Annotated in this window: 25 protein-coding genes; 15 read left to right on the top strand and 10 right to left on the bottom strand. The window is 70.0% G+C overall.

The window, feature by feature from the left end; translation table 11 throughout:
* The 9 genes from Q0C38_RS21445 to Q0C38_RS21405 all read left to right on the top strand — a co-directional run.
* On the top strand, positions 1-537 hold a 537-nt coding region (locus tag Q0C38_RS21445), incomplete at its 5' end, for an ACT domain-containing protein (RefSeq protein WP_291299177.1).
* 29 nt (positions 538-566) lie between these two features.
* Positions 567-1,310 (top strand): pyridoxine 5'-phosphate synthase, encoded by a 744-nt coding sequence (locus Q0C38_RS21440; protein ID WP_291299176.1) that lies wholly within the window; start codon positions 567-569, stop codon positions 1,308-1,310.
* Between the two features lie 11 nt (positions 1,311-1,321).
* The gene (gene acpS / locus Q0C38_RS21435; protein ID WP_291299175.1) at positions 1,322-1,765 is read left to right on the top strand and encodes a holo-ACP synthase; all 444 of its coding nucleotides are present in this window, start codon (positions 1,322-1,324) and stop codon (positions 1,763-1,765) included.
* Positions 1,766-1,852: 87 nt separating this feature from the next.
* Entirely contained in the window at positions 1,853-2,587 is a 735-nt protein-coding gene (gene lepB / locus Q0C38_RS21430) for a signal peptidase I (protein WP_291299174.1), read from the top strand.
* An 11-nt stretch (positions 2,588-2,598) separates the two neighbouring features.
* Positions 2,599-3,333 (top strand): ribonuclease III, encoded by a 735-nt coding sequence (gene rnc, locus Q0C38_RS21425; protein ID WP_291299173.1) that lies wholly within the window; start codon positions 2,599-2,601, stop codon positions 3,331-3,333.
* Complete coding sequence (gene era, locus Q0C38_RS21420; protein ID WP_291299172.1) at positions 3,330-4,238, top strand: GTPase Era; 909 nt, start codon at positions 3,330-3,332, stop codon at positions 4,236-4,238. Before rnc ends, era begins: the two co-directional genes overlap by 4 nt.
* Positions 4,239-4,242: 4 nt before the next feature.
* The gene (gene recO, locus Q0C38_RS21415) at positions 4,243-4,959 is read left to right on the top strand and encodes a DNA repair protein RecO (protein WP_291299171.1); all 717 of its coding nucleotides are present in this window, start codon (positions 4,243-4,245) and stop codon (positions 4,957-4,959) included.
* Between the two features lie 177 nt (positions 4,960-5,136).
* Positions 5,137-7,374: a DNA topoisomerase IV subunit A gene (gene parC / locus Q0C38_RS21410; protein WP_291299170.1), complete on the top strand. Its 2,238-nt coding sequence runs from the start codon at positions 5,137-5,139 to the stop codon at positions 7,372-7,374.
* A gap of 82 nt (positions 7,375-7,456) precedes the next feature.
* Entirely contained in the window at positions 7,457-8,239 is a 783-nt protein-coding gene (locus Q0C38_RS21405; RefSeq protein ID WP_291299169.1) for a VOC family protein, read from the top strand.
* A gap of 3 nt (positions 8,240-8,242) precedes the next feature.
* Here the strand turns inward: Q0C38_RS21405 and Q0C38_RS21400 are convergent, their stop codons facing one another.
* Positions 8,243-9,193 (bottom strand): tripartite tricarboxylate transporter substrate binding protein, encoded by a 951-nt coding sequence (locus tag Q0C38_RS21400; protein WP_291299168.1) that lies wholly within the window; start codon positions 9,191-9,193, stop codon positions 8,243-8,245.
* Positions 9,194-9,341: 148 nt separating this feature from the next.
* On the opposite strand from Q0C38_RS21400, the gene Q0C38_RS21395 reads away from it, so the two are divergent.
* The gene (locus Q0C38_RS21395) at positions 9,342-10,427 is read left to right on the top strand and encodes an enolase C-terminal domain-like protein (protein WP_291299167.1); all 1,086 of its coding nucleotides are present in this window, start codon (positions 9,342-9,344) and stop codon (positions 10,425-10,427) included.
* A gap of 3 nt (positions 10,428-10,430) precedes the next feature.
* On the opposite strand, the gene Q0C38_RS21390 is transcribed toward Q0C38_RS21395, so the two are convergent.
* From Q0C38_RS21390 to Q0C38_RS21380, 3 genes are all read right to left on the bottom strand, one after another.
* Positions 10,431-11,213, bottom strand: a complete 783-nt coding sequence (locus tag Q0C38_RS21390; protein WP_291299166.1) for an arginyltransferase — start codon at positions 11,211-11,213, stop codon at positions 10,431-10,433.
* 138 nt (positions 11,214-11,351) lie between these two features.
* A complete protein-coding gene (locus Q0C38_RS21385; RefSeq protein WP_291299165.1) occupies positions 11,352-12,062 on the bottom strand; it encodes a PEP-CTERM sorting domain-containing protein in 711 nt (236 codons plus the stop codon).
* 200 nt (positions 12,063-12,262) lie between these two features.
* Positions 12,263-14,617 carry a penicillin acylase family protein gene (locus Q0C38_RS21380; RefSeq protein WP_291299164.1) on the bottom strand — a complete coding sequence of 785 codons (2,355 nt, stop codon included), beginning with the start codon at positions 14,615-14,617 and terminating at the stop codon, positions 12,263-12,265.
* A gap of 175 nt (positions 14,618-14,792) precedes the next feature.
* Between Q0C38_RS21380 and Q0C38_RS21375 the strand changes: the two genes are divergently transcribed.
* Genes Q0C38_RS21375 through Q0C38_RS21360 form a run of 4 tightly spaced genes read left to right on the top strand, consistent with a single transcriptional unit; the run spans position 14,793 to position 18,491 of the window.
* A complete protein-coding gene (locus tag Q0C38_RS21375) occupies positions 14,793-15,032 on the top strand; it encodes a hypothetical protein (RefSeq protein WP_291299163.1) in 240 nt (79 codons plus the stop codon).
* A 45-nt stretch (positions 15,033-15,077) separates the two neighbouring features.
* Entirely contained in the window at positions 15,078-15,521 is a 444-nt protein-coding gene (locus tag Q0C38_RS21370) for a DUF1489 family protein (RefSeq protein ID WP_291299162.1), read from the top strand.
* Positions 15,522-15,570: 49 nt separating this feature from the next.
* Positions 15,571-17,898: a PAS-domain containing protein gene (locus Q0C38_RS21365; RefSeq protein ID WP_291299161.1), complete on the top strand. Its 2,328-nt coding sequence runs from the start codon at positions 15,571-15,573 to the stop codon at positions 17,896-17,898.
* Positions 17,899-17,942: 44 nt separating this feature from the next.
* Positions 17,943-18,491 carry a hypothetical protein gene (locus tag Q0C38_RS21360; protein ID WP_291299160.1) on the top strand — a complete coding sequence of 183 codons (549 nt, stop codon included), beginning with the start codon at positions 17,943-17,945 and terminating at the stop codon, positions 18,489-18,491.
* A 1-nt stretch (position 18,492) separates the two neighbouring features.
* Here the strand turns inward: Q0C38_RS21360 and Q0C38_RS21355 are convergent, their stop codons facing one another.
* The 6 genes from Q0C38_RS21355 to Q0C38_RS21330 form a co-directional block, all read right to left on the bottom strand.
* The gene (locus Q0C38_RS21355; RefSeq protein WP_291299159.1) at positions 18,493-18,975 is read right to left on the bottom strand and encodes a YidB family protein; all 483 of its coding nucleotides are present in this window, start codon (positions 18,973-18,975) and stop codon (positions 18,493-18,495) included.
* Positions 18,976-19,038: 63 nt separating this feature from the next.
* Positions 19,039-19,239, bottom strand: coding sequence for a hypothetical protein (locus Q0C38_RS21350; RefSeq protein WP_291299158.1), 201 nt, complete (start codon positions 19,237-19,239; stop codon positions 19,039-19,041).
* A 103-nt stretch (positions 19,240-19,342) separates the two neighbouring features.
* Positions 19,343-20,659 carry a TRAP transporter large permease gene (locus Q0C38_RS21345; protein WP_291299157.1) on the bottom strand — a complete coding sequence of 439 codons (1,317 nt, stop codon included), beginning with the start codon at positions 20,657-20,659 and terminating at the stop codon, positions 19,343-19,345.
* On the bottom strand, positions 20,656-21,159 hold the full coding sequence (locus Q0C38_RS21340) for a TRAP transporter small permease (protein ID WP_291299156.1): 504 nt from the start codon (positions 21,157-21,159) through the stop codon (positions 20,656-20,658). Before Q0C38_RS21340 ends, Q0C38_RS21345 begins: the two co-directional genes overlap by 4 nt.
* A 7-nt stretch (positions 21,160-21,166) precedes the next feature.
* Complete coding sequence (locus Q0C38_RS21335) at positions 21,167-22,210, bottom strand: TRAP transporter substrate-binding protein (protein ID WP_291299155.1); 1,044 nt, start codon at positions 22,208-22,210, stop codon at positions 21,167-21,169.
* A 62-nt stretch (positions 22,211-22,272) separates the two neighbouring features.
* The gene (locus Q0C38_RS21330; protein WP_291299154.1) at positions 22,273-23,709 is read right to left on the bottom strand and encodes an FAD/NAD(P)-binding protein; all 1,437 of its coding nucleotides are present in this window, start codon (positions 23,707-23,709) and stop codon (positions 22,273-22,275) included.
* Between the two features lie 142 nt (positions 23,710-23,851).
* Here Q0C38_RS21330 and Q0C38_RS21325 point away from each other — a divergent pair.
* A partial coding sequence (locus Q0C38_RS21325) for an adenylate/guanylate cyclase domain-containing protein (RefSeq protein ID WP_291299153.1) occupies positions 23,852-24,548 on the top strand: 697 nt, incomplete at its 3' end.

Genomic DNA, 24,548 nt, shown 5'->3' with positions numbered 1-24,548 from the left:
GGCCGGGCGCGGCCGGGCGCGCCGCCATTCACGGCACCCCCCGCGGCGCGCGAGGGCGGCGAACGCCAGCGCGATGGCGGGCGGCACGCGGTGCCGATCTCGGGCCTCGTCTCCGGCATGGCGATCCACTTCGCCGGCTGCTGCCACCCGCTGCCGGGCGACCGGATCGTCGGCATCGTCACCACCGGCAAGGGGGTGACGATCCACACGCATGACTGCCCCACGCTCGAAAGCTTCGCAGCGACCCCCGAGCGCTTCATCGATGTCGGCTGGGACCAGGATGGCGGTGCGGCACAGCGCCACACCGGCAGGCTTGCGGTCGTGACGGCGAACGAGCCTGGCGCCCTGGCTACGCTCACCAACGTGATTGCTAAGCGCGAGGGCAACATCGTCAACCTCAAGATCGTCAACCGCACGCCGGAGTTCTTCGAGATGCTGGTCGACCTCGAGGTGCGCGACCTGCGCCATCTTGGCGATATCATCGCCGCGTTGCGCGCGAGCCAGCACATCTCGAGCGTCGAGCGGGCGCGCACCTGAGAAAAAGTGCCTTCACAAGGGATCCTCCGATGGCCGCATACCTACGACTGGGCGTGAACATCGACCACGTCGCCACCATCCGAAACGCCCGCGGCGGGGCAGCACCCGACCCCCTGCGCGCGGCGCAACTGGCCGTGTCGGCAGGGGCGGACGGCATCACCGCGCATCTCCGCGAGGATCGCCGCCACATCCGCGATGCCGACATGGAGCGGCTGATGGCAGCGCTGACGGTGCCGCTGAACTTCGAGATGGCGGCGACGGCGGAGATGGCAGCGATCGCCACCAGGCTTCGCCCGCACGCCGCCTGCCTGGTGCCGGAAAAGCGCGAGGAGCGCACGACCGAGGGCGGCCTCGACGTCGCCGGCAACATCCCCGCGCTGCGTGACTACTGCGCCAGCCTCGCTGCCGCCGGCATGCGCGTGAGCCTTTTCGTCGAGGCCGACCCGCGGCAGCTAGACGCCGCGGTGGCCGTGGGTGCGCCGGTGGTCGAGCTGCACACCGGCACCTATTGCGAGGCCGAAGGCGAGGCACGCGGGCGCGAGCTGGCACGGCTGGCGGCAGCGTCGCGCCATGGCGCCGCGATCGGGCTCGAGGTGCATGCCGGGCACGGTCTTGCCTTCGACACGGTCGGGCCGGTCGCTGCCATCCCCGAACTCGCCGAGCTCAACATCGGGCATTTCCTGATCGGTGAGGCGGTGTTCCAGGGCCTCGGCCCCGCGATCGCGGAGATGCGCCGGCTGATGGACGCCGCCCGCGCCCGCCAGGCGGCATAGGAGCGCAGTCGATGATCATCGGCATCGGCTCCGACATCTGCGACATCCGCCGCATCGAGGAGACGCTCGCGCGCTTCGGCGAGCGGTTCACCCAGCGCATCTTCACCGACCGCGAGCGCGCGCGGGCCGAACGCCGGCCTGGGGCGGCCAGCACCTATGCCAAGCGCTTCGCCGCCAAGGAGGCGTGTGCCAAGGCGCTCGGCACCGGGCTTCGCCGCGGCGTGTTCTGGCGCGACATGGAGGTGGTGAACCTCCCCTCCGGCCAGCCGACGCTGCGGCTGACGGGCGGGGCGGCAACGCGGCTCGCCACGATCACGCCGGCCGGGCAGGGGAGCGCGATCAGCCTCACGATGACCGACGAATACCCCTACGCGCAGGCGATGGTGGTGATCAGCCTCGTGCCCGCGCCCATGCCGGTCCTGGCGTCCGCTCTCCTTCCCGACCCCGTTGCTTGACATTGAACGGGGGGAGGGGCAAAGCCGCGCGAAACCTCGATGCGGCCACTGCCGGCGGCGTCGCGATCACCCGAACACGGAACTTCCATGACCAAGCGCAAGGGCGGCGGCTGGGTCGAGACGATCAAGACGATCGTCTACGCCGGCCTGATCGCCATCGGCATTCGCACCATCGCGTTCGAGCCGTTCAACATTCCCTCCTCCTCGATGGTGCCGACGCTGCTGGTCGGTGACTATCTGTTCGTCTCGAAGTTCAGCTACGGCTATTCGCGCTACTCGCTGCCCTTTTCGCCGCCGCTCTGGTCGGGCCGTATCCTGTTCGACATGCCCGAGCGCGGGGACGTGGCCGTGTTCCGCTGGCCGCGCGACAACGCGACCGACTATATCAAGCGCATCGTCGCGTTGCAGGGTGACCGGGTGCAGGTGATCGGCGGGGTGCTCTACCTCAACGGCGAGGCGGTGAAGCGGGAGGCGGCGGGGTTGTGCGAGGATGACGGCACGGGGGTTCGCATCCGCTCGCGCCGCTATGTCGAGACGCTGCCGGCCTCGCTCGGCGGCCGCAGCCATGCGATCTGCGAATTCTCCGACACCGAGCGGTTCGACAACACCGAGGAGTTCCGCGTGCCCGCGGGCCACGTCTTCGCGATGGGCGACAACCGCGACAACTCCTCCGACAGCCGCGACTTCTCGCCCTCCGGCGTCGGCTTCATCCCGATCGACAACCTGATCGGCCGCGCCGAGATCATCTTCTTCAGCCACGAGGGCAGCGCCTTCAACCCGCTGAACTGGCGGCTCGGGCGCATCTTCCAAAGGGTGAGGTGAGCGAGGGGGCGGTGAAGCGCAGGCGCGGCGGCGGCAGGCCACCACCGCCTGCGCCGGCAGAGGCGACGCTTGCCGCCGCCGAGGCAGCACTCGGCCACCGCTTTGCCGACCGCGCCCTGCTGATCCAGGCACTGTCGCACGCAGGGCTCAGCCAGGGGCGCGACAGCGGGCTCGCCTCGAACGAGCGGCTGGAATTCGTGGGTGACCGTGTGCTCGGCCTCATCGTCGCGGAATGGCTGATCGCGCGCTTCCCGGAGGAGCGCGAGGGCGCGCTCGGCCGCCGGCTCGGCCACCTTGTGGCGGAACCGTCGTTGGCCGAGGTGGCCGTGCGCATCGGGCTCGGGCCCCTGCTCGCCGTCGCCCCCTCCGATGACAGGGCCGGGGTGCGCGAGCGTCGCGCGGTGCTGGCGGATGCCGTGGAGGCGGTGATCGGCGCCCTCTATCTCGATGGCGGGCTCGATGCCGCGCGCGGGTTCATCCACCGCGCGTTCGAGGGCACCGTGGCGGCGGCAGCGGGCGAGGCGCCGCGAGACCCGAAATCGGCGCTGCAGGAATGGACCATGGCGCGCGGCCTCGGGCTTCCCGAGTATCGCGTGATCGCCACAACGGGGCCGGCGCATGCGCCCTCCTTCCGCGTGCAGGTGGAATGCGCGGGGCGCGTCGCGGAGGCAGAGGCAGGGGTGAAGCAGAGTGCCGAGAAGGCAGCCGCCGCCGCCCTGCTCGCCGCATTGGAGAATGGGACATGAGCGACGCCACGCGCTGCGGATTTGCTGCCATCATCGGCGCACCGAATGCGGGCAAGTCGACGCTGCTGAACCGGCTCGCAGGCCAGAAGCTCGCCATCGTCTCGCCGAAGCCGCAGACGACGCGGTTCCGCGTCCTCGGCATCGTTCCGCGCGAGGGAGCGTGGGGGCGGGCGCAGGTGCTGCTCGTCGACACGCCTGGCATCTTCAAGCCGCGCCGGATGCTCGACCGCGCGATGGTCAAGGCCGCCTGGACAGGGGCGGGGGATGCCGACATCACGCTGTTCCTGGTCGATGCCGAGCGCGGCATCGCCGATGACGTGCGCACGATCGCCGAGCGGCTGCGCGAGACATCGAAGCCCTGCTGGCTGGTGCTGAACAAGGTCGACCTGATCGACCCGCCGAAGCTGCTGCCGCTGACCGCCAAGCTCAACGCCATCACGCCGTTTGCCGAGACCTTCATGATCTCGGCCGAGAAGGGCAGCGGCATCGAGCGGCTGCTCGACGCCCTCGGCCCCGCCATGCCGGAGGGGCCGTTCCTGTACCCCGAGGACGAGCTCACCGACCAGACCGACCGCAAGCTCGCCGCCGAGATCGTGCGCGAGCAGGTGTTTCGCCAGACGCATGAGGAAGTGCCCTACGGCACCACGGTCGAGACCGAGGTGTGGGAGGAGAAGCCTGACGGATCGGTCGTCGTCAGGCTGGCCATCTGCGTGGCGCGCGATGGGCAGAAGGCGATCATCATCGGCAAGGGCGGGGCGCGGCTGAAGGCCATCGGTGCGGCCGCGCGCACCGAGCTTGCGAAGGAGCTCGACCGGCCGGTGCACCTGTTCCTCACCGTGCTGCACCGCCCGAACTGGGACGAGGAGCGTGATCGCTTGCGCGACCTTGGGCTCGAGCCGGACTGAAAAGATGGAAGCGTGGGAGGACGAGGCCGTCGTGCTCGCCGTGCGCGCGCATGGCGAGGGCCACGCGCTCGCGTCCGTCCTTGCACGCTCACACGGGCATTGGCGCGGCCATGTGCGGGGCGGGCAGGGCAAGGCGGGCCGCGGCGTGTGGCAGCCCGGCAACCGCCTGGCACTCCGCTGGACCGCCAGGCTCTCCGACCAGCTCGGCCATTTCGCGGGCGAGCTGACGGATGCTGCCGCCGCGCGTGCGCTCGATGACCCGGCGGCGTTGGCGATCCTCTCCTCTGCCTGCGCGCTTGCCGAAGGTGCCCTGCATGAGCGAGAGGCCCATCCGCTCGGCTATCTCGGCCTGGCGGCGCTGATGGAGCGCATCGGCGAGGGTGACGCGCTGGTGCCCGACTATGTGCGGTGGGAGGTGGCGCTGCTCGCTGAGCTCGGCTACGGGCTCGACCTCTCTTCCTGCGCGGTGACGGGGGTGGTCGATGATCTCGGCTTCGTCTCGCCGCGCTCCGGCCGCGCCGTTTCGCGCGAGGCGGCCGCACCGTGGAAGGAGCGGTTGCTGCCGCTTCCCCCCTTCCTGCTCGGCAACGCCGCCGTGGGGGAGGGGGATGTGGCTGCCGGGCTCCGCCTCACCGCCCACTTCCTGGCGCGCGACGTGTTCGGGCTGCGCAACCTGCCCCTGCCACCGGCGCGGTTGAGGCTTGCCGACCGTTTCCTCTAAGTGCCTGCCTGCGAATTCTACTGCCGCGGCCGTCTGGCTTTGATTTTCTGCGCTTCCGGTGCTCACGGCCCTTGAGGCCGCTGCGCGCCGGTTCTCGAAAATCGCGCCATCCGACTCACGGCAGCGAATTCCCAGACAGGCACTAAACTGACGTTTAAGAACCGGAGCCCGAGTCGCATGCCGATCGACCTCACAGGTGGCGAGATCCTCGACACCCCGCTCGCCGATGCGCTGTCGGAGCGGTATCTCGCCTACGCGCTCTCCACCATCATGGCGCGGTCGCTGCCCGATGTGCGCGACGGGCTGAAGCCCGTGCACCGGCGGCTCCTCTGGGCGATGCACCAGCTGAAGCTCGACCCGTCCTCCGGCTTCAAGAAATGCGCCCGCGTGGTGGGCGACGTGATCGGCAAGTTCCACCCGCATGGCGACGCGGCGGTGTACGAGGCGTTGGTGCGTCTCGCCCAGGATTTCGCGCAGCGCTACCCGCTGGTCGAAGGCCAGGGCAATTTCGGCAACATCGACGGCGATAACGCAGCGGCCATGCGCTACACCGAGGCGCGGCTGACGGAGGTGGCCCAGGCGCTGCTCGCCGGCATCGAGGAGGATGCGGTCGATTTCCGCGCCACCTATGACGGCGAGGAGAAGGAGCCGGTGGTGCTGCCCGCCGCCTTCCCGAACCTGCTGGCCAACGGCGCGCAGGGGATCGCGGTGGGGATGGCGACGTCGATCCCGCCGCACAATGCGGGTGAGCTCTGCGCCGCGGCCCTTCACCTGATCGCCAACCCCGATGCGTCGCCGGCGCAGCTGATGCGCTTCGTGAAGGGGCCCGATTTTCCCACCGGCGGCGTGCTGATCGAACCGCGCGAGGCGATCCGTGCCGCCTATGAGACCGGCCGCGGATCGTTCCGCCTCCGCTCGCAATGGCAGGTCGAAGACGGCAAGTTCGGCACCTGGCGGATCATCGTCACCGAGATCCCCTGGCAGGTGCAGAAGGCGCGCCTGGTGGAGCAGATCGCCGCCGCGATGGAGGAGAAGAAGCTCCCCCTGCTCGGCGACCTGCGCGACGAGAGCACCGACGAGGTCAGGCTCGTTCTCGAACCGAAATCAAAGACCGTCGACCCGGAAGTGCTGATGGAGAGCCTGTTCCGCGCGACGGCCCTCGAGAGCCGCGTGTCGCTGAACATGAACGTGCTCGATGCCACCCGCACGCCGCGGGTGATGTCGCTGAAGGAGGTGCTTCGCGCCTGGCTCGACCATCGCCTCGTCGTGCTCGAGCGCATCTCGCGCCACCGCCTTGCCGCTGCCGAGCGTCGCATCGAGGTGCTGGAGGGCTACCTCGCCGTCTACCTCAACCTCGACGAGGTGATCCGCATCATCCGCACCGAGGACGAGCCCAAGCCCGTTCTCATGAAACGCTTCACGATCAGCGACGTGCAGGCCGATGCGATCCTGAACATGCGGCTCCGCTCCCTCCGGCGGCTGGAGGAGATGGAGATCAGGAAGGAGCACAAGGCGCTCTCGGCCGAGCGCAAGCGGCTGCGCGCCCTGCTCGCCTCGGAGAAGGAACGCTGGGCCGCCATCAGCGCCGAGATCGAGGAGACGAAGAAGAAGTTCGGCAGCGGCGCCCTCGGCGCCCGCCGCACCCGCTTCGCCGAAGCCCCTGTCGCTGCTGCCGAGGCGGTGGAGGAGGCGTTGACGGTGCGCGAGCCCGTCACCGTCGTCTGCTCCGACAAGGGCTGGATCAGGGCGATGAAGGGCCACCTCGCCGATCTCTCCGGCCTCAAGTTCAAGGATGGCGACAGCCTGTTCGCCGCGATCCACGCCGAGACGACGGACCGCCTTCTCGCCTTCGGAACGAATGGCCGCGCCTACACGATCGCGGTCGACCGGCTTCCTGGCGGGCGTGGCGACGGAACGCCGATACGCCTGCTGGTCGACCTGCCGAATGACGCCGACCTGCTCGACCTCCAGCTCCAGGCCAGCGAGGGCCGCTTCCTCGTCGCCGGCGCCGAGGGGCGCGGCTTCGTGGTTGAGGCGGCTGAACTCGTCGCCAGCACCAAGGCTGGCAAGCAGGTGATCACGCTGGAGCCAGGCGAGGAGGCGGTGGTCTGCACGCCGATCCCCGACGGGGCGAACTACGTCGCCACGATCGGCGAGAACCGGAAGCTGCTCGTGTTCAAGCTCGAGGAGCTGCCCGTGCTTCCCAGGGGCAAGGGCGTTGCGCTGCAAAAGTTCAAGGATGGCGGGCTGGTCGATGCCAAGCCCTTCGTGATGGCCGATGGCCTCGCCGTCAGGCTCGGCGAGAACCGCGTCAGCGTACGCACGAAGGCGGAGCTTTCGGAGTGGATCGGCAACCGCGCCGGGGCAGGCCGGTTGCCCTGGAAGGGGTTCCCCTCGTCCGGCCGCTTCGGCTGACGCGATAAGCGGCATCCGGCTTTGCGATGCCGCGGGGGCGGCGCCCGGGCGCATGATCAGGCCCTTCGACAGGAGGACGTCCATGACGACCGCGACGCTCGACCGCACCGAAACCCTGATCGCCGGCATCACGCTTCGCGTCGTCGATGCGGGCCGCGTCGGCGCGTTCTACCGCGAGGTGATCGGCCTCGAGGAGCTTGCGCGCGACGGTACCGAGACGGTGCTGGGTGCAGGGGGAGTTCCGCTCCTGACGCTGCTGTCGGACCCTGCCGCGCAGGAGGCGCCCGCGGGCTCGGCCGGGCTGTTCCACACGGCCTTCCTGTTGCCATCGCGGCACGACCTTGGCCTCTGGCTGCGCAAGGCAGCCGGGCGTGGCGTGGCGCTCGACGGCGCGTCCGACCATCTCGTATCGGAAGCGATCTATCTTGCCGACCCTGAGGGCAACGGCATCGAGGTCTATGCCGATCGCCCGCGTGAGACGTGGAACCACGAGGACGGGCAGGTGGTGATGGCGACAAAGCATCTCGACCTGCGCGCGCTGGCCGAGGCGTCGCCCGGGCCCTTGCCGGAGGCTGCACCGGCAGGCACCGTGATCGGTCATGTGCACCTCAAGGTGGGTGACGTGGCGGAGGCGGAACGGTTCTGGACGGGTGTGGCGGGCCTTGCCGTCAGCGCCCGCTACGCCGGGGCCGCGGTGTTCCTCGGCCGCGGCGGCTACCACCACCACCTGGCTGCGAATGCGTGGCAGAGCCGTGGCGCAGGCCGGCGCCCCGATGGCGTGCGCGGCCTCGTTTCGGTGGCGTTCGATGCAGCCCTCGAGGGGCCGGTGGCCGACCCCTGGGGAAACCGCGCTGTCCCGCGCTGATCGCTACTCGACCTTGATGTTCGCCTCGCGCACCACGCGCGCCCAGCGGTCGAGCTCGGCCTCGAAGAAGGCCCCGAAGTCCTGGGGTGACGAGCCCACGGGCGCGACGCCGAGTTCCTTCCACCGTGCTGCCGCCTGTGGGTCGTTGGTGGCCGCGGCGATGTCGCGGGCAAGCCGCGCGAGCACCCGCTCGGGCGTTCCGGCACGCGCCATGATGCCGTGCCAGGAGGTGACGACGAGGCCGGGCTGGACGGTCTCCGAAAGCGTTGGCACGTCCGGCAGCTCGGGAAGACGCGCGGCGGTCGTCACGGCGAGCGCGCGGGTGCGATCGGCGGCGAGCAGCGGCAGCGCCGTCTGCGGGTTGTCGAACAGGTAGGAGACGCGGCCGGCCACGAGGTCCTGGTTCGCCGGGGCGGCGCCGCGATAATGCGCGGCCGGAACGGTGATTCCCACCGCACGGTTGAACAGTTCCGCGATCAGGTGGCTCGATGTGCCCACGCCACCGGTCGCGTAGGTGAGCGTCCCCGATTTCGCGAGCGTCACGAGCTCCGCGAGCGTCCTGGCCGGCGATGAGGCGGGAACGGTGAGGATCACCGGCACATGCGTCACCTGGCTCACGGCCACGAGGTCGCGCCGCGTGTCGTAGGGGAGCCGGTCGAACAGCGCCGGGTTCGCGGCGTTGGAGAAGCTCGCCATCAGCAGCATGTAGCCGTCCGGCGCGGCGGAAGCGACGGCCTGGGTACCGATGTTGCCGCCTGCCCCGGGGCGGTTCTCGATCACGACGGGCTGGCCGAGGCGGGGGGCAAGATACTGGCCGAGCAGCCGCGCGGCGATGTCCGTGGGCCCGCCTGGTGCGGCCGGCACGACGATGCGAACGGGCTGTTCGGGCCATTCCGCCTGCGCTGCGGGGGCAAGGCCGAAGCTCAGTGCGAGCGCGATGACAATGCGGCGCATTGCGTTCCCCTCCTCGGTTTGTTACGGCGATGGTTCCACTGCATGGCCGATGCGTCAACCGACATGGTCGGCCATCGCCGCGCCGCGGCCATGCGCGCGACGGAACGGGAAGAACGGCACGATGCGGATCACCGACATCACGGTCACCATGGTCGCGTGGGAGAACATCCCGCCAGTGCGCTACGGCACGGCCAACCCGGCCACGGTGGGGCGAAGCGATATCGGCGTCGTCGAGATCGCGACCGATGCAGGCGTCACCGGCCATTCCTTCCTCGGTGCCTCGTTCCGCCCGGCACATCTCGATGCGACGATGCTGGTCGAAAGCCTGAAGCCGCGATTGATCGGCCAGGACCCGCTCGCGCGAGAGGCGCTGTGGCAGGCGATGAACAAGGCGCGCCGCGGCGTGACCTACCGCGTCATCGGCGCGCTCGACACGGCGTTGTGGGACCTCGGCGGCAAGGTGGCGGGGTTGCCGCTCCACCGCATGATCGGTTCGTTCCGGCGCCGCATCCCGGCTTATGCGAGTTCTGGCTCGCTCGCTGACGAAGCGGCCTATCTCGCGCAGCTCGATGAGGTTCGCGCACGGGGCTTCCGCGCCTACAAGCTGCACCCGCCCGCCGATATCGAGGCGACCATCTCGCTCTGCCGCGCCGTCCGCCGCGCCGCGCCGGCGATGACGCTGATGATCGACACGATGATGATGCACCGCCTGCCCGAGGCGATGCGGCTCGGCCGCGTGATCGAGGAACTCGGCTTCGAATGGTTCGAGGACCCGCTCGGCGAGGACGACATCGAGAACTACGTCACGCTGCGGCGGAAGCTCGACATCCCGATTCTCGCCACGGAATACAGCGCCGGCGGGTTCGAGGCGTTCACGCAATGGCTCGTGCGGGGAGCGACCGACTATCTGCGCGGCGACATCGCGGTGAAGGGCGGGCTCACGCCGCTGCTGAAGGCCGCCCACCTGGCGGAGGCTTTCGCCACCACCTTCGAGGTGCACCATGGCGGCAATTCCTGGAACAACGTCGCGCAGCTGCAGCTGATGATGGCGCTGCCGAACGCGCGCTACTTCGAGGTGCTGCTGCCCGACCTCGCGCAGAAATTCGGCCTGCTGAACGACATCGAGGTCGAGAGCGACGGCAGCGTGACGATCGATGCCTTCGAGCGCCCCGGCGTTGGCGCCGAGATCGACTGGGATCTCGTGAAGGCCAAGGCGATCGGGGTGCTGACGTAGAGTTCAGCCAGCGGTGATCGGCTGTGCGGCCGGGCAGAGCGGAGCCGGGCCCGTCGTCGCCTCGGCCTCGGTCAACACCCGCCACTGCCCGCCCCAGAGCACCTCGACGGGCCGGAACGTCGCCTTGTAGGCCATCTTGCGGCTCTCGGGCACCCAGTAGCCGAGATAGACATGCGGCAGGTCGAGTGCGAGCGCACGGCGGACCAGCCACAACACCATCCAGGTGCCGAGCGACCGGCGCGCGTGCTTCGGTTCGAAGAAGGAATAGACGGCCGAGAGCCCATCCGACAGCCTGTCGGTCAGGCAGGCAGCGACCAGCGCGTCATCGGGGTCGCGGAACTCGATGACGTTCGTTTCGATGGGCGTATCCTCGACCATCGCGCGGAAATCATAGAAGCCCATCGCGGCCATGTCGCCATCGGCGTGGCGGGCGGCCTGGTAGCGCTGGAACAGGGCGAACTGCTCCGTCGTCGCGCGCGGCGGCACCTCGAAGCCTTCCACCGCGACGTTCATCGCATCGATCCGCCGCTGCGTACGGTTGGGTGCGAAGGCGCGCGCGTTCACGCGGATGGGGATGCAGGACTGGCATCCGGGGCACACGGGGGCGTAGGCGATGTTGTGGCTGCGGCGGAAGCCTGCACGGCTCAGGCGGTCATGCAGCCCGTCGGCGTCGGCGCCGGACAGTTCCGTCACCAGCTTCCGCTCCAGCCTGTCCTCGAGATAGGGGCAGGGGAGTGGCGCTGTCGTGTAGAAGAATTGCGGGCGGCGGAAGGGTTTCTGCAGCATGGGGGATGGAGTGAACCGGATGGCGGCGCTTGCGGTCAATCACGCTGTGCGGCCGCTGCCGGATGGACAGGAAAAAGGCGGTGCCCTCGCAGGCACCGCCCTTTCGTCACGGCCTGGCAGTGAGGCCGGCCGGCGGGATCAGGCCGCGCGGCGGGCGCGGCGAGCGAGGCCGAGGCCAAGCAGGCCCGCGCCGAGCAGGGCGAGCGAGGCGGGCTCGGGCACCGCCACCGCCACCGAGGTCACCTTGAACTCGGCGACGTCGAAGCCGTCGCGGTTGTCGTCGCCGGGGCCGTAGATGGATGCGTCGACGAGTTGGATCGAGTTGTAGTTGCCGCTGTTCACCGTCAGCGAGAAGGTGGTGTTGTTCGTAGCACCTGAGGCCCCCAGCGTCGCATCGGCAACCGCACCCGTCGCGTCGACGGTCGCGTTGTTGCCGATCTTGCCGACGAGCTGCCAGCCGCCGCCATCGACGCCGAGGAAGATGTTCGCGAACTCGCGGTGGCCGGAGCCGGTCAGGCCACCGGTGGTGAGCTCGATCACCGTCCCGCTCGTGATGATGTTGGTGTCCGGCGCGATCACGAAACTGAGGATGCCGCCGGCGCCCGTGCCGCCGAGGCCGAGCGAGTAGATCGTGTTCAGGTCGCCGCCGAACATGTTCCCGAGGGTCGAGCGCAGCGGATCGACGTTGAGGACCGGGTTGCCGGCCGCATCGGTGCGCTTGCCCTGCAGGCCGACGATCGAGCTGAAGGCGCCAATGCTGTCATGGACGATCGGAGAGGCGGTGGCGGCCGACATCATGGCGACAGAACCGACCGCGATGGCAGCAGTGGCGAGGAGAGCATTTTTCATTGAGCAGTTCCTGATGTGCGAGGCGAACCGAACGCGCCGTGTACTCGCATCAGCAACTGACGTGCCATACCGTAAGCTATTGATCGAAAGAGACTTATGTGTCGGGCCTTCGTGACCTGTAAAGATTTCCCACGTGCCCATACAGGGCCGCGAGCTGGAGCCTCTGTCGCGCTGTAAGGAATTCCGACAAGGCAAGCCGCTCATGGACGGAGCGTGATCCGCCCCGTGTCGCCGATGGGCTCCCGCGGCAGGCGCAGGTGCCCGCCAGCACCCCAGCCGGGCGCCAGATCACGGTAGTGCGGGCTCAACGGGTGGCCTGACTGCCCGGTGGCGATGATGAAGCGCGAGTTCTCGAGGTCGGCGAGGTCGTAGGCGCCGCGATACCCAGCCCCGTGGATGTTCTCGTACGGGTTCGCGCCCGAGAACCGCATCCCCGCGCGCTGCACCGTATGCCCGTCGCCCCCCGTCGGCAGCACCGTGCCGAACCAATCGCCCAGCCACGGGATGAAGCGCATCAGCGGGTGCTGGAAATGCACCACGTGTACGTCCCCCCAGCGCCAGCGCGACATCGCCTCGCCATGCGCGGCGGTGAGCTCCACCACGGCATCGGACAAGGCGGCGGCGAGCATCGGCGCGCAGCCCGCGGCGCCGCACCAGTGCCGCCCACGGGCCAGAACGAACGTCAGGAACTCGGCGGAGCTCTCGCGGAACGTCTCCGCGTCGGGCCCCATCGTTTCGCCCGCGATCCGCCGTCCGAGGTGCTTGACCCAGGCGGTGTAGAGCAGCGGCTCCGGCCGCGCCTTGTCCATCACCCCGTCCCAGCGTCTGAGCATCGCAAGCGCCTGGGCCTCGCGCTGCCCGGGCGGCGGGTCGATGACGGTCATCAGCGGCAGCAGGTCGCGGGCGGCAAGGCTCAGCACGTCCATCTGGATCGCGGCCATGGTCTCGACCGTCTGGCCTGGCTCGCCGTCGATCCGCTCGATGATGCGGCGATGGCGGAAATCACCCCACCAGTCGCGCGTCAGGAACACGGGAAAATCGTCTGGCACCACCCGGTTGTTGGCGTTCACCAGGCGTTGCGAGGGCGGATCGACGAAGCGCGGCAGGGCCTCGAAGGGCGCGAAGCCGGTCCAGTCATGGCTCCCGTCCCAGCCCGGCACCGGGAAGGAACCATCGCCGGCGCGGCGCAGCGGGATGCGGGCCGGCAGCACCATGCCCATGCGCCCGGCGCTGTCGGCGATCACGATGTTCTGCTGCGGCGCACCGATCGCCGCGACCGCCGCGCTGGCCGCCGCGAAATCGCGAGCGCGGTTGAGGCGGTGCAGCGCCGCGGCCGCGCTGTCGCCGGGGATAAGCGCCGTCATCGCGACGGCCAGCACGTGGCCCGCCGGCGTGCCCGGTGTCGGGTCGAGGTCCGACAGCACCGGGCCGTGGCGGGTCGTGCGCACGCGCATTGTCACCGGGTCGCCGAACCGCACGCGGAGGGTTTCCTCGCGGACCGCGAAGGGGCGTGGGCCGTCGGGCGTGAGATAGCTGTCATTCCCCGCGAGGCGTTCGACGAACACGTCCTGTGTGTCGCTGTGCGTCGTCGTCATGCCCCAGGCGATGGTGGCGTTGCGCCCGAGCACCAGGAAGGGAACGCCCGGCGCGAAGGCGCCGGCGAGCATGAGGCCGGGCGCCTCGACGCGGGCGAGGTGCCACTGGATCGGCTGCGAGTAGGCGAGGTGGGGGTCGTTGGCGAGGATGGGCTTGCCCGTGGCGCTGCGCGCGCCCGTGACGGCCCAGATGTTCGAGGCGGTGGGCGGCACCGGCGCATCGACGCCGAACTCGGGAAGGGCGGCGAGCACGCGATCGACGTGCTCTCCAAGCGCGGGAACCGACGCGACCGGGTTGCCTGCGCTGCCGTCGCGCGGCCAGAGCTCATCGATCCGCGCCTGCGCCATCGTGGTCGAGAGCCGGAGGCGGGCGAGTTCGGTGCGCGCATTGCCCGAGAGGAACAGCGCCATGACCTTGCCCCAGAGCAGGCTGTCGGTCTCGCGCCAAGGCTCCGGCGTCACGCCGAGGAGCACGAACTCCGGCGCCGAGAGCCGGCCCTTCTCCGCGATCCATGCATTCACCCCGCGCGCGTAGGCCGACAGCGCGGCGCGCGTCTCCTCCGGCAGGCGCGCATAGTCGGCCTCCGCTGCCTGGGATAGGCCGAGAACACGCACGTAGCGGTCAAGCCTGAGGCCCTGTGCGCCGATCAGCTCCGCCAGGCGCCCGGCGGCACCGCGGCGCATCAACTCCATCTGGAACATCCGGTCGCGCGCATGCAGCCAGCCGATCGCGGCCCAGGCGTCATGCTCGCTCCCCGCCCTCACGTAGGGGATGCCGTGGCCGTCGAGCGTGATCGACACTGGTGCCGAGAGGCCCGGGATCACGGCTGCGTCATTGGCGGGCGGAAGTGTGAGCCGCATCACGCCGAAGCCTGCCGCAAGCACGATAAGCGGCAGGGCAACGACGAACAGGATGAGGCCGATGCCGAGACGCCCGAGGAGTCGGAGGGGGTTGCGCATGCGCGGCAACATGGCACGGCGCGCGTATCCCGTAAGCCCTGGCCGCGTGCAGCGCATCGTCCGACCGGGATCACGAACGTGCCAGAACGGCGAATTCACACCGTGTTAACGCACCCCTGCCACCAAGCTGACACAGCATGGGCCAACCATGATCCAAACGGGAGAGGAGGAACGCATGCGCCTGTGGACGGCGATGCTCGGCGCCTGGCTCTCCGCAGAATCGGGGCTTGCTGCGGGGCCAGGGACAGCGAATGCGGGTGGGCAGGCATCCGGCGGCCAGGTGCGCGAGCTTCCTCGCGCGTTGCCGCCGATCTCACCTCCCGCAACGGCGGCCGGCGCCGAGGAACAGGCCCCAGCCCCGATCCGGCCGGAGGCGCCGCACCAGGACCTGCGCCCAGACTTCGGCCGGCCCTGACGCTTCCCCGCTTGCGAATTCACCGCGCTGGCCCAGAGTCAGCGCATGCCAACCCAGCATATGCTCCACCTCCTCAAGCTCGCCGTCGGCTGCCCGACGATCGACGATCTCGCGGCCCGGCAGATAGCCCGCATCAAGGCCGACCCGCCGCTGCGGCACCAGACGCGCAGCACCCCGCGCCGGGCGGACGAGATCGCCGGCCGCGGCTCGATCTACTGGGTGGTGGGGGGCTTCATCCAGGTGCGGCAGCGCATCATCGCGATCGAAACCGATGTGTGGGACGATGGCTCGGCCTGCTGCGGCCTGCATCTCGACGCGGCGCTCGTGCCGGTCACGCCACGTCCTGTGAAGCCGTTCCAGGGTTGGCGCTATCTCGAAGGGCCGGCCGCGCCGGCCGATCTGGCACGCGGCACTGGCGCGTCGTCTGCCTCGCTCGCCGCGATGCCCGCGAAGATGCGCAAGGAGCTCGCCGAACTGGGGCTTCTCTAGCCGGGGCCACCTCTTGCCGCGGGGCGGATGCAGCATGACACTCCGCGCCATGGCTACCAGGATCGACATGAGCGACGACGAGGACGGGCTGATCGCGCTCGCCGCCTCCGGCGCGGGTGATGTGGCGCAGCTTTCCCGCCTGCTCGAGCAGCTCGGCATCGCGCTCTGCCTCTACGATGCCGAGGACCGCGTCGTTGCCTGGAACGAGAGCTATCTCGCCTTCTTTCCCGAGCAGGCACCTGGGCTTGCGGTCGGCGTTCCCTACGCCGACACGCTGCGCCGCTTCTTCGGCAACGACCTGCCGGACACGGAGCGGCCGAAACTCGAACAGCACATCGCCGCCGCCGTGCACCGGCACCTGACGCAGGAGCAGCCCTTCGTGTTCCAGCGCCGCTCCGGCCGCTGGCTGAAGGTCGCCTCGCTGCCGCTGGCCGCCGGCGGCCGCATGCGCCTCTGGCGTGACGTGACACCGGAGCAGATGGGCCAGGGGGACACCCCGGCCCAGGGCAGGGCAGGGCGGGAAACGGCGCGCGCTCTCGCCGCCCTCGACACCGCCTATGCCGTGTTCGACCGCAGCGGCACGTTCGTCACCGCCAACAAGCGCTACCAGGAGCTGTTCCCAGCGCTCGGCGGGCAGATGGGCGCGCCGGTGCAGCTCGGCGATCATCTCCGCGCCATCGCCGCCTCCGTCATGACCGAGCAGGACGCGGCCAGGCTCTCCGGCCTCGCGGCGAGGCCGCTGCCGGAGGCGCTGCCGGTGCGCGTGCCGCTGCTGTTCCAGCGGAAGGATGGCGGCTGGCTGCGCTTCGAGGAGCGGCCCGGCGAGGATGGCGGCGTCGTCGCGCTGTGGGACGATGCGACGCGCGAGGCCGAGGCCGATGCCCGCATCCGCTCGCTCGAGCGGCACCTGCACGATGCCGTCGAGGCGATGCCGCAGGCGCTGCTGCTGTTCGACTGCGATGGCTGGCGGGTGCTCGCCAATGCCCGCCTCGCTGCCCTCGCGCCAGGCCTTGCCGAAGCCCTCGCGCTGGCGCCGACCTTCGCGCGCCTGTCGGCGTGGCGCGAGGCGGCGGCGGCTGAAGCGCTGGCGCGCGGCGAGGCGACGCCGCCGGGCGAGGTGGTGCTCGCCGATGGCCGCGTTCTCCGTTTCGAGAGCGTCACCACCTCGGAAGCCGAGACGCTGGTGGTGATCGATGACGTGACCCGCGCGCGCGAGGCCGATCGCGAGATCGCCCGCCAGCGCGAGATCGCGCACCAGAACGAGAAGCTCGCCGCCCTCGGCTCGCTTCTCGCCGGCGTTGCGCATGAGCTGAACAACCCGCTCTCGGTCGTCGTCGCGCGCGCCGCGCTGCTCCAGGAGGCGCTGGCCGACAGCGCGCAGGCCCAGGCGGTGCAAACGTTGCGCGCCGCCGCGGAACGCTGTGCCGGCATCGTGCGCACGTTCCTCGCCGTCGCCCGCGCCAAGCCGCAGGAGCGTGGCGTCGTCTCGGTTGCCGAGGTGCTGGGCGCGGTCCTGGACATGACCGAGTACGGCTTCCGCACCGCCGACATCGCCGTGACGCGCGGGGAGATCGACCCTGGCGCTGCCGTCGAGGTGGAGCCCGAGCGGCTTCACCAGGTGCTGCTGAACCTGCTGGTCAACGCCCAGCATGCGCTGCGTGACGAGCCCCCGCCGCGGCGCGTGCATGTCGCGGCCGGCGTGGTTGGCGGCCGCGTCGAGATCACGGTCGAGGACACCGGGCCAGGGGTTCCGCCAGCAATCCGGCGCCGCATCTTCGACCCCTATTTCACCACCAAGCCGGTCGGCGTCGGCACCGGGATCGGGCTTTCGGTGTGCCACGGCATCATCACCGCGCATGGCGGGACGATCACGGTCGAGGATTCGCCATGCGGCGGTGCGCGCTTCGTCATCCGCCTGCCGAGCGCTGCCGGTACGCCGGCAGCGCCGGAGGCTGCAGCGCGGCCCGTGGCATCGGCGCGGCTGCGTGTCCTCGTGGTCGATGACGAGCCCGACATCACCGAGGTGCTGGCCGAGGTGCTGGCGCGCGATGGCCATGACGTCACCACCGCTGCCGATGGCGAGGCAGCGCTCGCCGCGCTCGCCGGCAATACCTGCGATGTGCTCGTCACCGACCTCCGCATGCCCGGGCTCGATGGTGCCGGGCTGCTGCGACGGCTCGCCAGCGTGCCTGCGATGCGGCGCCCTGCCGTGATCGTGCTGACGGGCGATGCGCTCTCGCTCCGCCGTGACGCGGCATGGACCGAGCCCGCGCCTGTCATCGTCGAGAAGCCGTTCGACCCCGTGCGGCTTGCCGCCGAGGTGCGGCGGCTTGGTGCGGTGCGGGCCAGGGGGTCTTCCGATGGCGCGACAGGCTGACCCGCCCGGGCTAGACTGATGGATCGCATGACGGGGGACCACCGATGTTCGACCTCGACCGCTTCATCGCCGAGTGCCAGGACGCTGTCCTGGCCACCGACGGCCAGCGCGCCGTGCGCGAGCTCGTCGCGCGCACCGTCTCCGACCATGCCGAGCTGCTGCGCGCGCTGGGTGAGCCGACGAAGGCTGGCCTCAACACGCTCTACCGCTCCGATACGCTGACGGTGCTGAACCTCGTCTGGGGCCCGCACATGACGCTCTCGCCGCACAACCACGGCATGTGGGCCGTGATCGGCCTCTACACGGGTCGGGAGGACAACATTTTCTGGCGCCGCATCAATGACGAGACCGGCTCGCGCGTCGAGGCTGCGGGTGCCAAGTCGCTCATGGCGGGCGAGGCTGCGCCGTTGGGGAAGGACATCATCCACTCCGTGCTGAACCCGATCCCCCGCCTGACGGGGGCGCTGCACGTCTATGGCGGGGATTTCTTCCGCCCTGGCCGCAGCGAGTGGGATGCCGAGAACCTGCGCGAGGGCCCCTACGACGCGGAGAAGACCCGCGCGCTGTTCGAGGCGGCCAACGCGGGACGCTGAGCTACCTTCTCCCGCCGAGGAACTGGCCGAGGACGCCCACGATCATCTGCTGCATGTCGGGCTGTTGGTCAGGCACCCGGCCCTGCGGCGTCAGCCCGTTGATCACGTCGGGCAGCATCGCGGCGAGGCCCGACATGAGGTCGGATTTCGGCATCGCGGCCTCGGATGCCATGGCGCCGAGCTTCTCGCCGCCGAACACCGCTTCGAGCGCCTTGGGTTCCAGCGCCTGGTTCGGCCCGGTGCCGACCCAGCTGTCCACCTGCTGGCCCATGCCGGCACCGCGGAACTGCTGCACGAGGTCGGCCAGCCCGCCCGAGCCGAAGGCCTGCGCCGCCTGGCCCTGCTGCGGCGTGAGCAGGGCCGCGATCACGCCGGCGAGAGGGTTCGCCTGTGTGCCGCCCTGTGCCGCGCCGGCCTGGCCCCCCATGCCTTGGCCAGACAGCATGCCCTGCAGAACGCTGCCAAGAATGTTGCCGAGTGCCATCGATCCCTCCCCGTTCCTTCGCTTGGCGAAAGGGTACCGGGCAAGGGCATCGGTACGCAATCGTCACTGCCCGGCGAGGGTGATCGCGCGAACCGGCTGCTCGGGATGTGATACCGCCGCAACGGCCTCGGGTGGCGGTGCCTCGACGATGATCGCAGGCCCCGTCCTGTCCGCCGGCACGTCGACCGTGGCGGCGAGAATGAAGGCCCCTGCGCTGAGCGCGATCAGGGGAAGGGCACGGATCTGGTTGATGGAAAGACGCATGGTCCTGTCTCCGCTGCCGGTCGGCGGAACCATCCCGCCGCCAGGGAAATGATGACAGAGCGGAACATTCATCCGTATGTCGCGCGTCACACGGAGAGAGGCGTCACATCAGCCCGGGCAGCCACAGCGAGAGGCCGGGGACGGCAACAAGCGCCGCAAGCCGCGCGATGTCGGAGGCGCAGAAGCCGAGAACGCCGCGCCATGTTTCCGTGATCGGAACGTCCTTCGACATCGCGCTGATCACGAAGAGGTTCAGCCCGAAGGGTGGCGAGATCATGCCCACCTCGACCGCGACGAGAACCAGGATGCCGAACCAGACGAGAAGCTGCGTCGGGTTCAGCCCGAAATCGAGCGCCAGCATCATCGGCACGAACACCGGCAGGGTGAGCAGCACCATCGCGAGGCTCTCCATCGCGCAGCCGAGCACGAGGTAAATGACGAGGATCGCCGCCAGCACCGCAACCGGCGCGAGGCCGAGCGAGACCACCCAGGCGGAGACCGACGCTGGCAGCCGCGACAGAGCGAGGGCGGCCGAGAACAGTTCCGCTCCAAGAAGGATCAGGAACATCAGCGCGGTCGTCTCGGCCGTCGCGAGCAGGCTCTCGATGAAGCCCTTCAGGCGCATCCCGCCCGTCGTGACGGCGAGCACGCCGACCGCCGCGGCGCCGACGGCTGCCCCCTCGGTCGGCGAGAACCAGCCGGCATAGATGCCGATGACGACGAGCAGGAACACCGATGCCGCGGGCCACACCTCGCGGCTCTCGGCGAAGCGCCGGCCCCAGGGAACGCGCGGTGCCGCCGGTGCCGCTCCAGGCGCGAGGCGGGCGTAGATGTTGACCACCGCCATGTAGCCCACGGTCGCCAGCAGGCCCGGGATGGCTGCGGCGACGAAGAGGTTGCCGATCGATTGCTCGGTGTAGATCGCGTAGATCACGAGGATCACCGAGGGCGGAATGAGGATGCCGAGCGTTCCGCCAGCCGCAAGCGTTCCGGTGGCAAGTGCGGGCGAGTACCCCGCCCGCCGCATTTCCGGCCCCGCCACCTGGCTCATGGTCGCGGCCGTGGCGATCGAGGAGCCGCAGATCGCGCCGAACGCCGCACAGCCGCCGATGGTCGCCACCGCAAGCCCACCACGCCAGTGCCCGAACCAGGCGCGCGCGGCGCGGAACAGGGCGGCATTCATTCCCCCCTTGGTCGCGAACTCGCCCATCAGCAGGAACAGCGGGATGACAGAGAGCGTGTAGGACGAGAAGCGGCTGAACGGCAGCGTCTTCAGCGTGTTCAGCAGGGGCCAGAGTCCCGTGATCGCGGCAAAGCCGGCGCCGCCCGCCAGCAGCATGGCGATGCCGACCGGCACGCGCGCGACGAGCAGCATGGCAACGCCCGCGAACATCGCGATGCCGATGTCGTGCGGCGTCACGAAACCTCGCCGCGGAGCGTAGCGATCGCCGCCGCCAGCGCCGTCATGGCCCAGAGCACCATGCCGAGCGAGGCCGCCGCATAGGCCCACCAGAGCGGGATCTGGAGGAACATCGTCTCGCGCCCGCGGTCATGCGCATCGAGGCCGCCCTGGACCAGCCGCCAGGCAAGCACCGCGACGATGATCGCGACGATAATGGCGGCGATCGCATCGAGGGTGGAACGGACCGCGGCAGGCGCGCGCGCGGTGAACACGTCGAGGCGGATATGCGCCCCCCGCACCGTTGCCCACGGCATGAACCAGGCGACGGCGACGCCCGCCAGCATCTCGACGATCTCGGTGTCGCCGAGGATCGGGCGGCCGAAGCTCGCGCGCAGCACCGAGGCGACCGTGACGGCCATCGCCGAGACGAGCGCGAGCCCGCCGCCGATGGCCAGCCACCGTGCCGCCGTTGCGAGCGCGCCTCCTTCCGCCGCCTCGTGCTGGGCCGGCTCAGCCACTCCCCGATCAGCGCCTGCCATGCTTCGCGGTGATGGCCATCAGGTCATCGAACATCTGCTGGCCGGGGCGGTTCAGCCGGTTCATCTCGCGGATCCAGCTCTGGTACACGGGCTGCGCGGCGGCGACCCAGCGCGCGCGCTCCTCGGCGCTCAGCGTGATGATCTCGTTGCCGGGCGCGTCGCGGTTGGCGGCGATCGCCGCTGCCGTCTGGCTGTCCCACACCTCGCCCATGCGGCGGGCATACGCGATGCCGCTGTTGCGGTCGATCACTGCCTTCAGGTCACCCGGCAGCCTGTCATACGAGCGGCCGTTCATCAGCGTCAGCAGCATGCCCTGGAACACCGCGCTGTCGGTGTGGAACTTCGCCACCTCATGGAACCGGTACGGCGCCGTGATGGCCCAGTTGATCATCATGCCGTCCACCTGCCCACGCGCCAGCGCCTCGTAGACGCCGGGCAGCGGGATGCCGACGGGGGTGGCGCCGAAGGCCGTCATCGCCTCGCCGATGAAGCGGCCGGCAACGCGGATGCGAAGCCCCTTGAAGTCCTCGAGCGTGCGCACCGGCTTGCGCGTGGTGTGCAGGACGGAACGATCGGTGCTGTGGATCGAGATGATCCTGATGCCGCGATACTCGGTGGCGGCGAGATGCTTCTCGGCGAACTCCATCGCAGCTGGGCTCATCGTCGCCGACGTGCCGGTGTTGACGAAGGGAAGCTCGAGCCCCTCGGTGCCGGGGAAGCGGCCTGGCGTGAAGCCGGGCACGGTCCAGATGATGTCGACCACGCCATCCTCGAGCTGCTGCACCAGGTCGCGCGCCTGGCCGCCGAGCTGGAGAGCGGGATAGACCTCGACCTTGATCCGCCCGCCGCTGTCGCGCCCCACCGCTTCTGCCCACCGGTCGAGATGCATGGTGTGGTCGAGCGCGGTGGGCGAGCTGAACGAGTGCAGCCGCAGCGTGAAGCTCTGGGTGCTTCCTTGGGCAGTCGCCTCCGCCGCGGGCAGCAGCGTGGTTACGGCGAGTGCAGCCGCGATGAGGGTTTTGCGCAGCATCGGTCTCTCCCGTTCGGCCGTGCCGGCGCGCCACGCATGCGGCGTGCCAGGAGCCCCGGCCATCAGTCGCTGGGAAGCGGAAACTCCGGCGTGTCGTAGGCGAGCAGCGCCTGATAATGCGCCTCTGCATCGGCAGTGAACAGATCGGCCGCAAGCGCCTCGGCGAGCCTGGGGGCGGCGAATTTCATCGCGTTGATCGAGCTGCCCGAGGGGCCGAAGCTGACCGTCGCGCCGAAGCTGAAGAGATGCACGTCTGCCAGCCACGGCGCGGTGCCGGGCAGCTTCTCCGTCAACGCGAAGCCGGGCGTGAGATAGGGGTAGCGCGAGAGGCGTTCGTTCCGTTCCGCCTCGGCGGGGATGTAGCGGTCCCCCCAGGTGGCGACGAGATGCGCATGCGGGACAAGGGCCGGGTGTGCCGCGACGTCCATCTGGAACCCGGTGCCGGCGATGACGAAATCCGCAGCGAGCGGCCCCGACGGCGTGTCGATCTCGACGCCGCTGCCCGCCGCGCGCGCGCCGAGCCAGGGCGTGCCGGTGCGCAACGTGAACCCGGCATGGCGCGTCGTGCGCTCCCACGTCTCGCGGGGGAAGGCCTCGCGCACCGAGAGCAGGTGGTTCATCCACCGCCAGCGCTGTGCATCGGGAAGACCGGGGAAGCCGCGGAAAAAGCCGGCGTGGCTGATCTGCTTGTAGGGCTGGATGCGTTGCAGCTCCGGGCGCCGGCAGCAGAGGGTCACGCGGGCCCCTGCCTCGAGCGCGGTCGCCGCATTGTCGAATGCCGAGGCACCGGCGCCGAGCACCGCGACATGCTTGCCGTCGAGCCGGGCGAAATCGATCGCGTCACCCGTGTGGGCGCGAAGATGGGCGGGGAGGGCCTTGATGAAGTCGGGCATCCACCACCGCCCTGGCGTCTCGATGCCGGTGGCGAGCACCACCTTCCGCGCGACGAGGTGGCGCGCGACGCCGTCCTCGACCACCGTCGCGACCAAGCCATCGGCTGATGGCGTGAGCGCGGTGAGTGCCACCCCGTTGCGGACCGGCAGCGCGAGGATGCGGCGGTACCAGGCGAGATAGTCGGCCCACAGGCCCTTCGGGATCTTGCCGAGCGCGGCGAACGCGTCCGCCCCCCACTGGGCCTCGAACCAGGACTGGAAGGTGAGGGAAGGGATGTCGAGGTCAGGGCCGGTGACGGTCTTCCACGAGCGAAGCGTCACCATTCGCGCGAAGTCGCGCCACGGTCCCTCCGCGCCTTCGGGCTTGCGGTCGATCGCGAGCACGTTCGTCACCCGCTCGCGCATCAATGCGAACAGCGTGACGAGCCCGCCCTGGCCGGCACCGACGACCAGCACGTCGAGGATCGGTTCGCCGGCAGCCGTTCTGCGGCCCGGAACCCAGAGCGGCTCAGGATAGGCGATCAGTGCGAGGTCGCGCGCGATGGCGGCCTCGAGCGCGGCGAGCTGGCCGGTGGCATCGGCCTCGCGGTGTGGCAATGCGTCCATGTCATCCCCGAAGCCCAGTGAACTGCAACATGTGGCATGACGGGCAAGCACGGCAAGCAGCGTTGCGCTTGCGGGCCGGTGCTGCTCCTGGCAACACTGGACATCGTTGCGGATTGTCATCTCGGGGCATTGCGGGGGCGATGTGAACATCAGGGCCGATGTGGCATCGGGCCACGCACGGGCGCTCGGAACCTCGGCCCCGGCGCGCGGGCGCAAATCCGTCACCGTCCTCTTCGCCGACATCGTGCGCTCGACGGAACTGGTCCGCGGCCTCGACCCCGAGCAGGCGTTCGAGGTGCTCCGCCCGATCATCGACCTCCTGACGGCGGCGGCGGAACGCTACGGCGGCACGATCGGCGACATCGCCGGCGACAACGTGATGGTGCTGTTCGGCGCCCCGCTGGCGCAGGAGGACCACGCCCTTGCCGCCTGCTGCGCCGCGCTGGCGATGCGGAGTGACCTCGCCGCGGCGAGGCCAGGCCGGCAGCTTCGCATCGGCATCATGTCGGGCGAGGTGGTGGTCCATGCCATCGACAGGCCCTCGCGCTGGTCGATCGAGGCGGCGGGGGAGCCGGTGTACCTCGCCAAGCGGTTGCAGGAGAAGGCGGACGCGGGCGCGATCTGGATCGGTGCGCCGACCGCGGCGCTGACGTCAGGCCGCGTCGTCACGCGCCCGCTCGGCGCGAGGGAGCTCGAAGGGTTTCCCGAACCCGTCGCCGCCTTCGCGCTCGATGCGGCCGACCCCTCGGTCACCAGGCTCGACGCGCCGGCGGCACGCGCGCTCGCCCCCTTCGTCGGCCGCGGCGCGGAGCGGGCGAGCCTGGCCGCGGCGGCCGAAG

Source organism: Elioraea sp. (genome assembly GCF_022842375.1).
Taxonomy (GTDB): Bacteria; Pseudomonadota; Alphaproteobacteria; order Acetobacterales; family Acetobacteraceae; genus Elioraea_A.
Note: the sequence above shows the minus strand (reverse complement) of the source record. Positions and strands in the feature narration are given on the sequence as shown.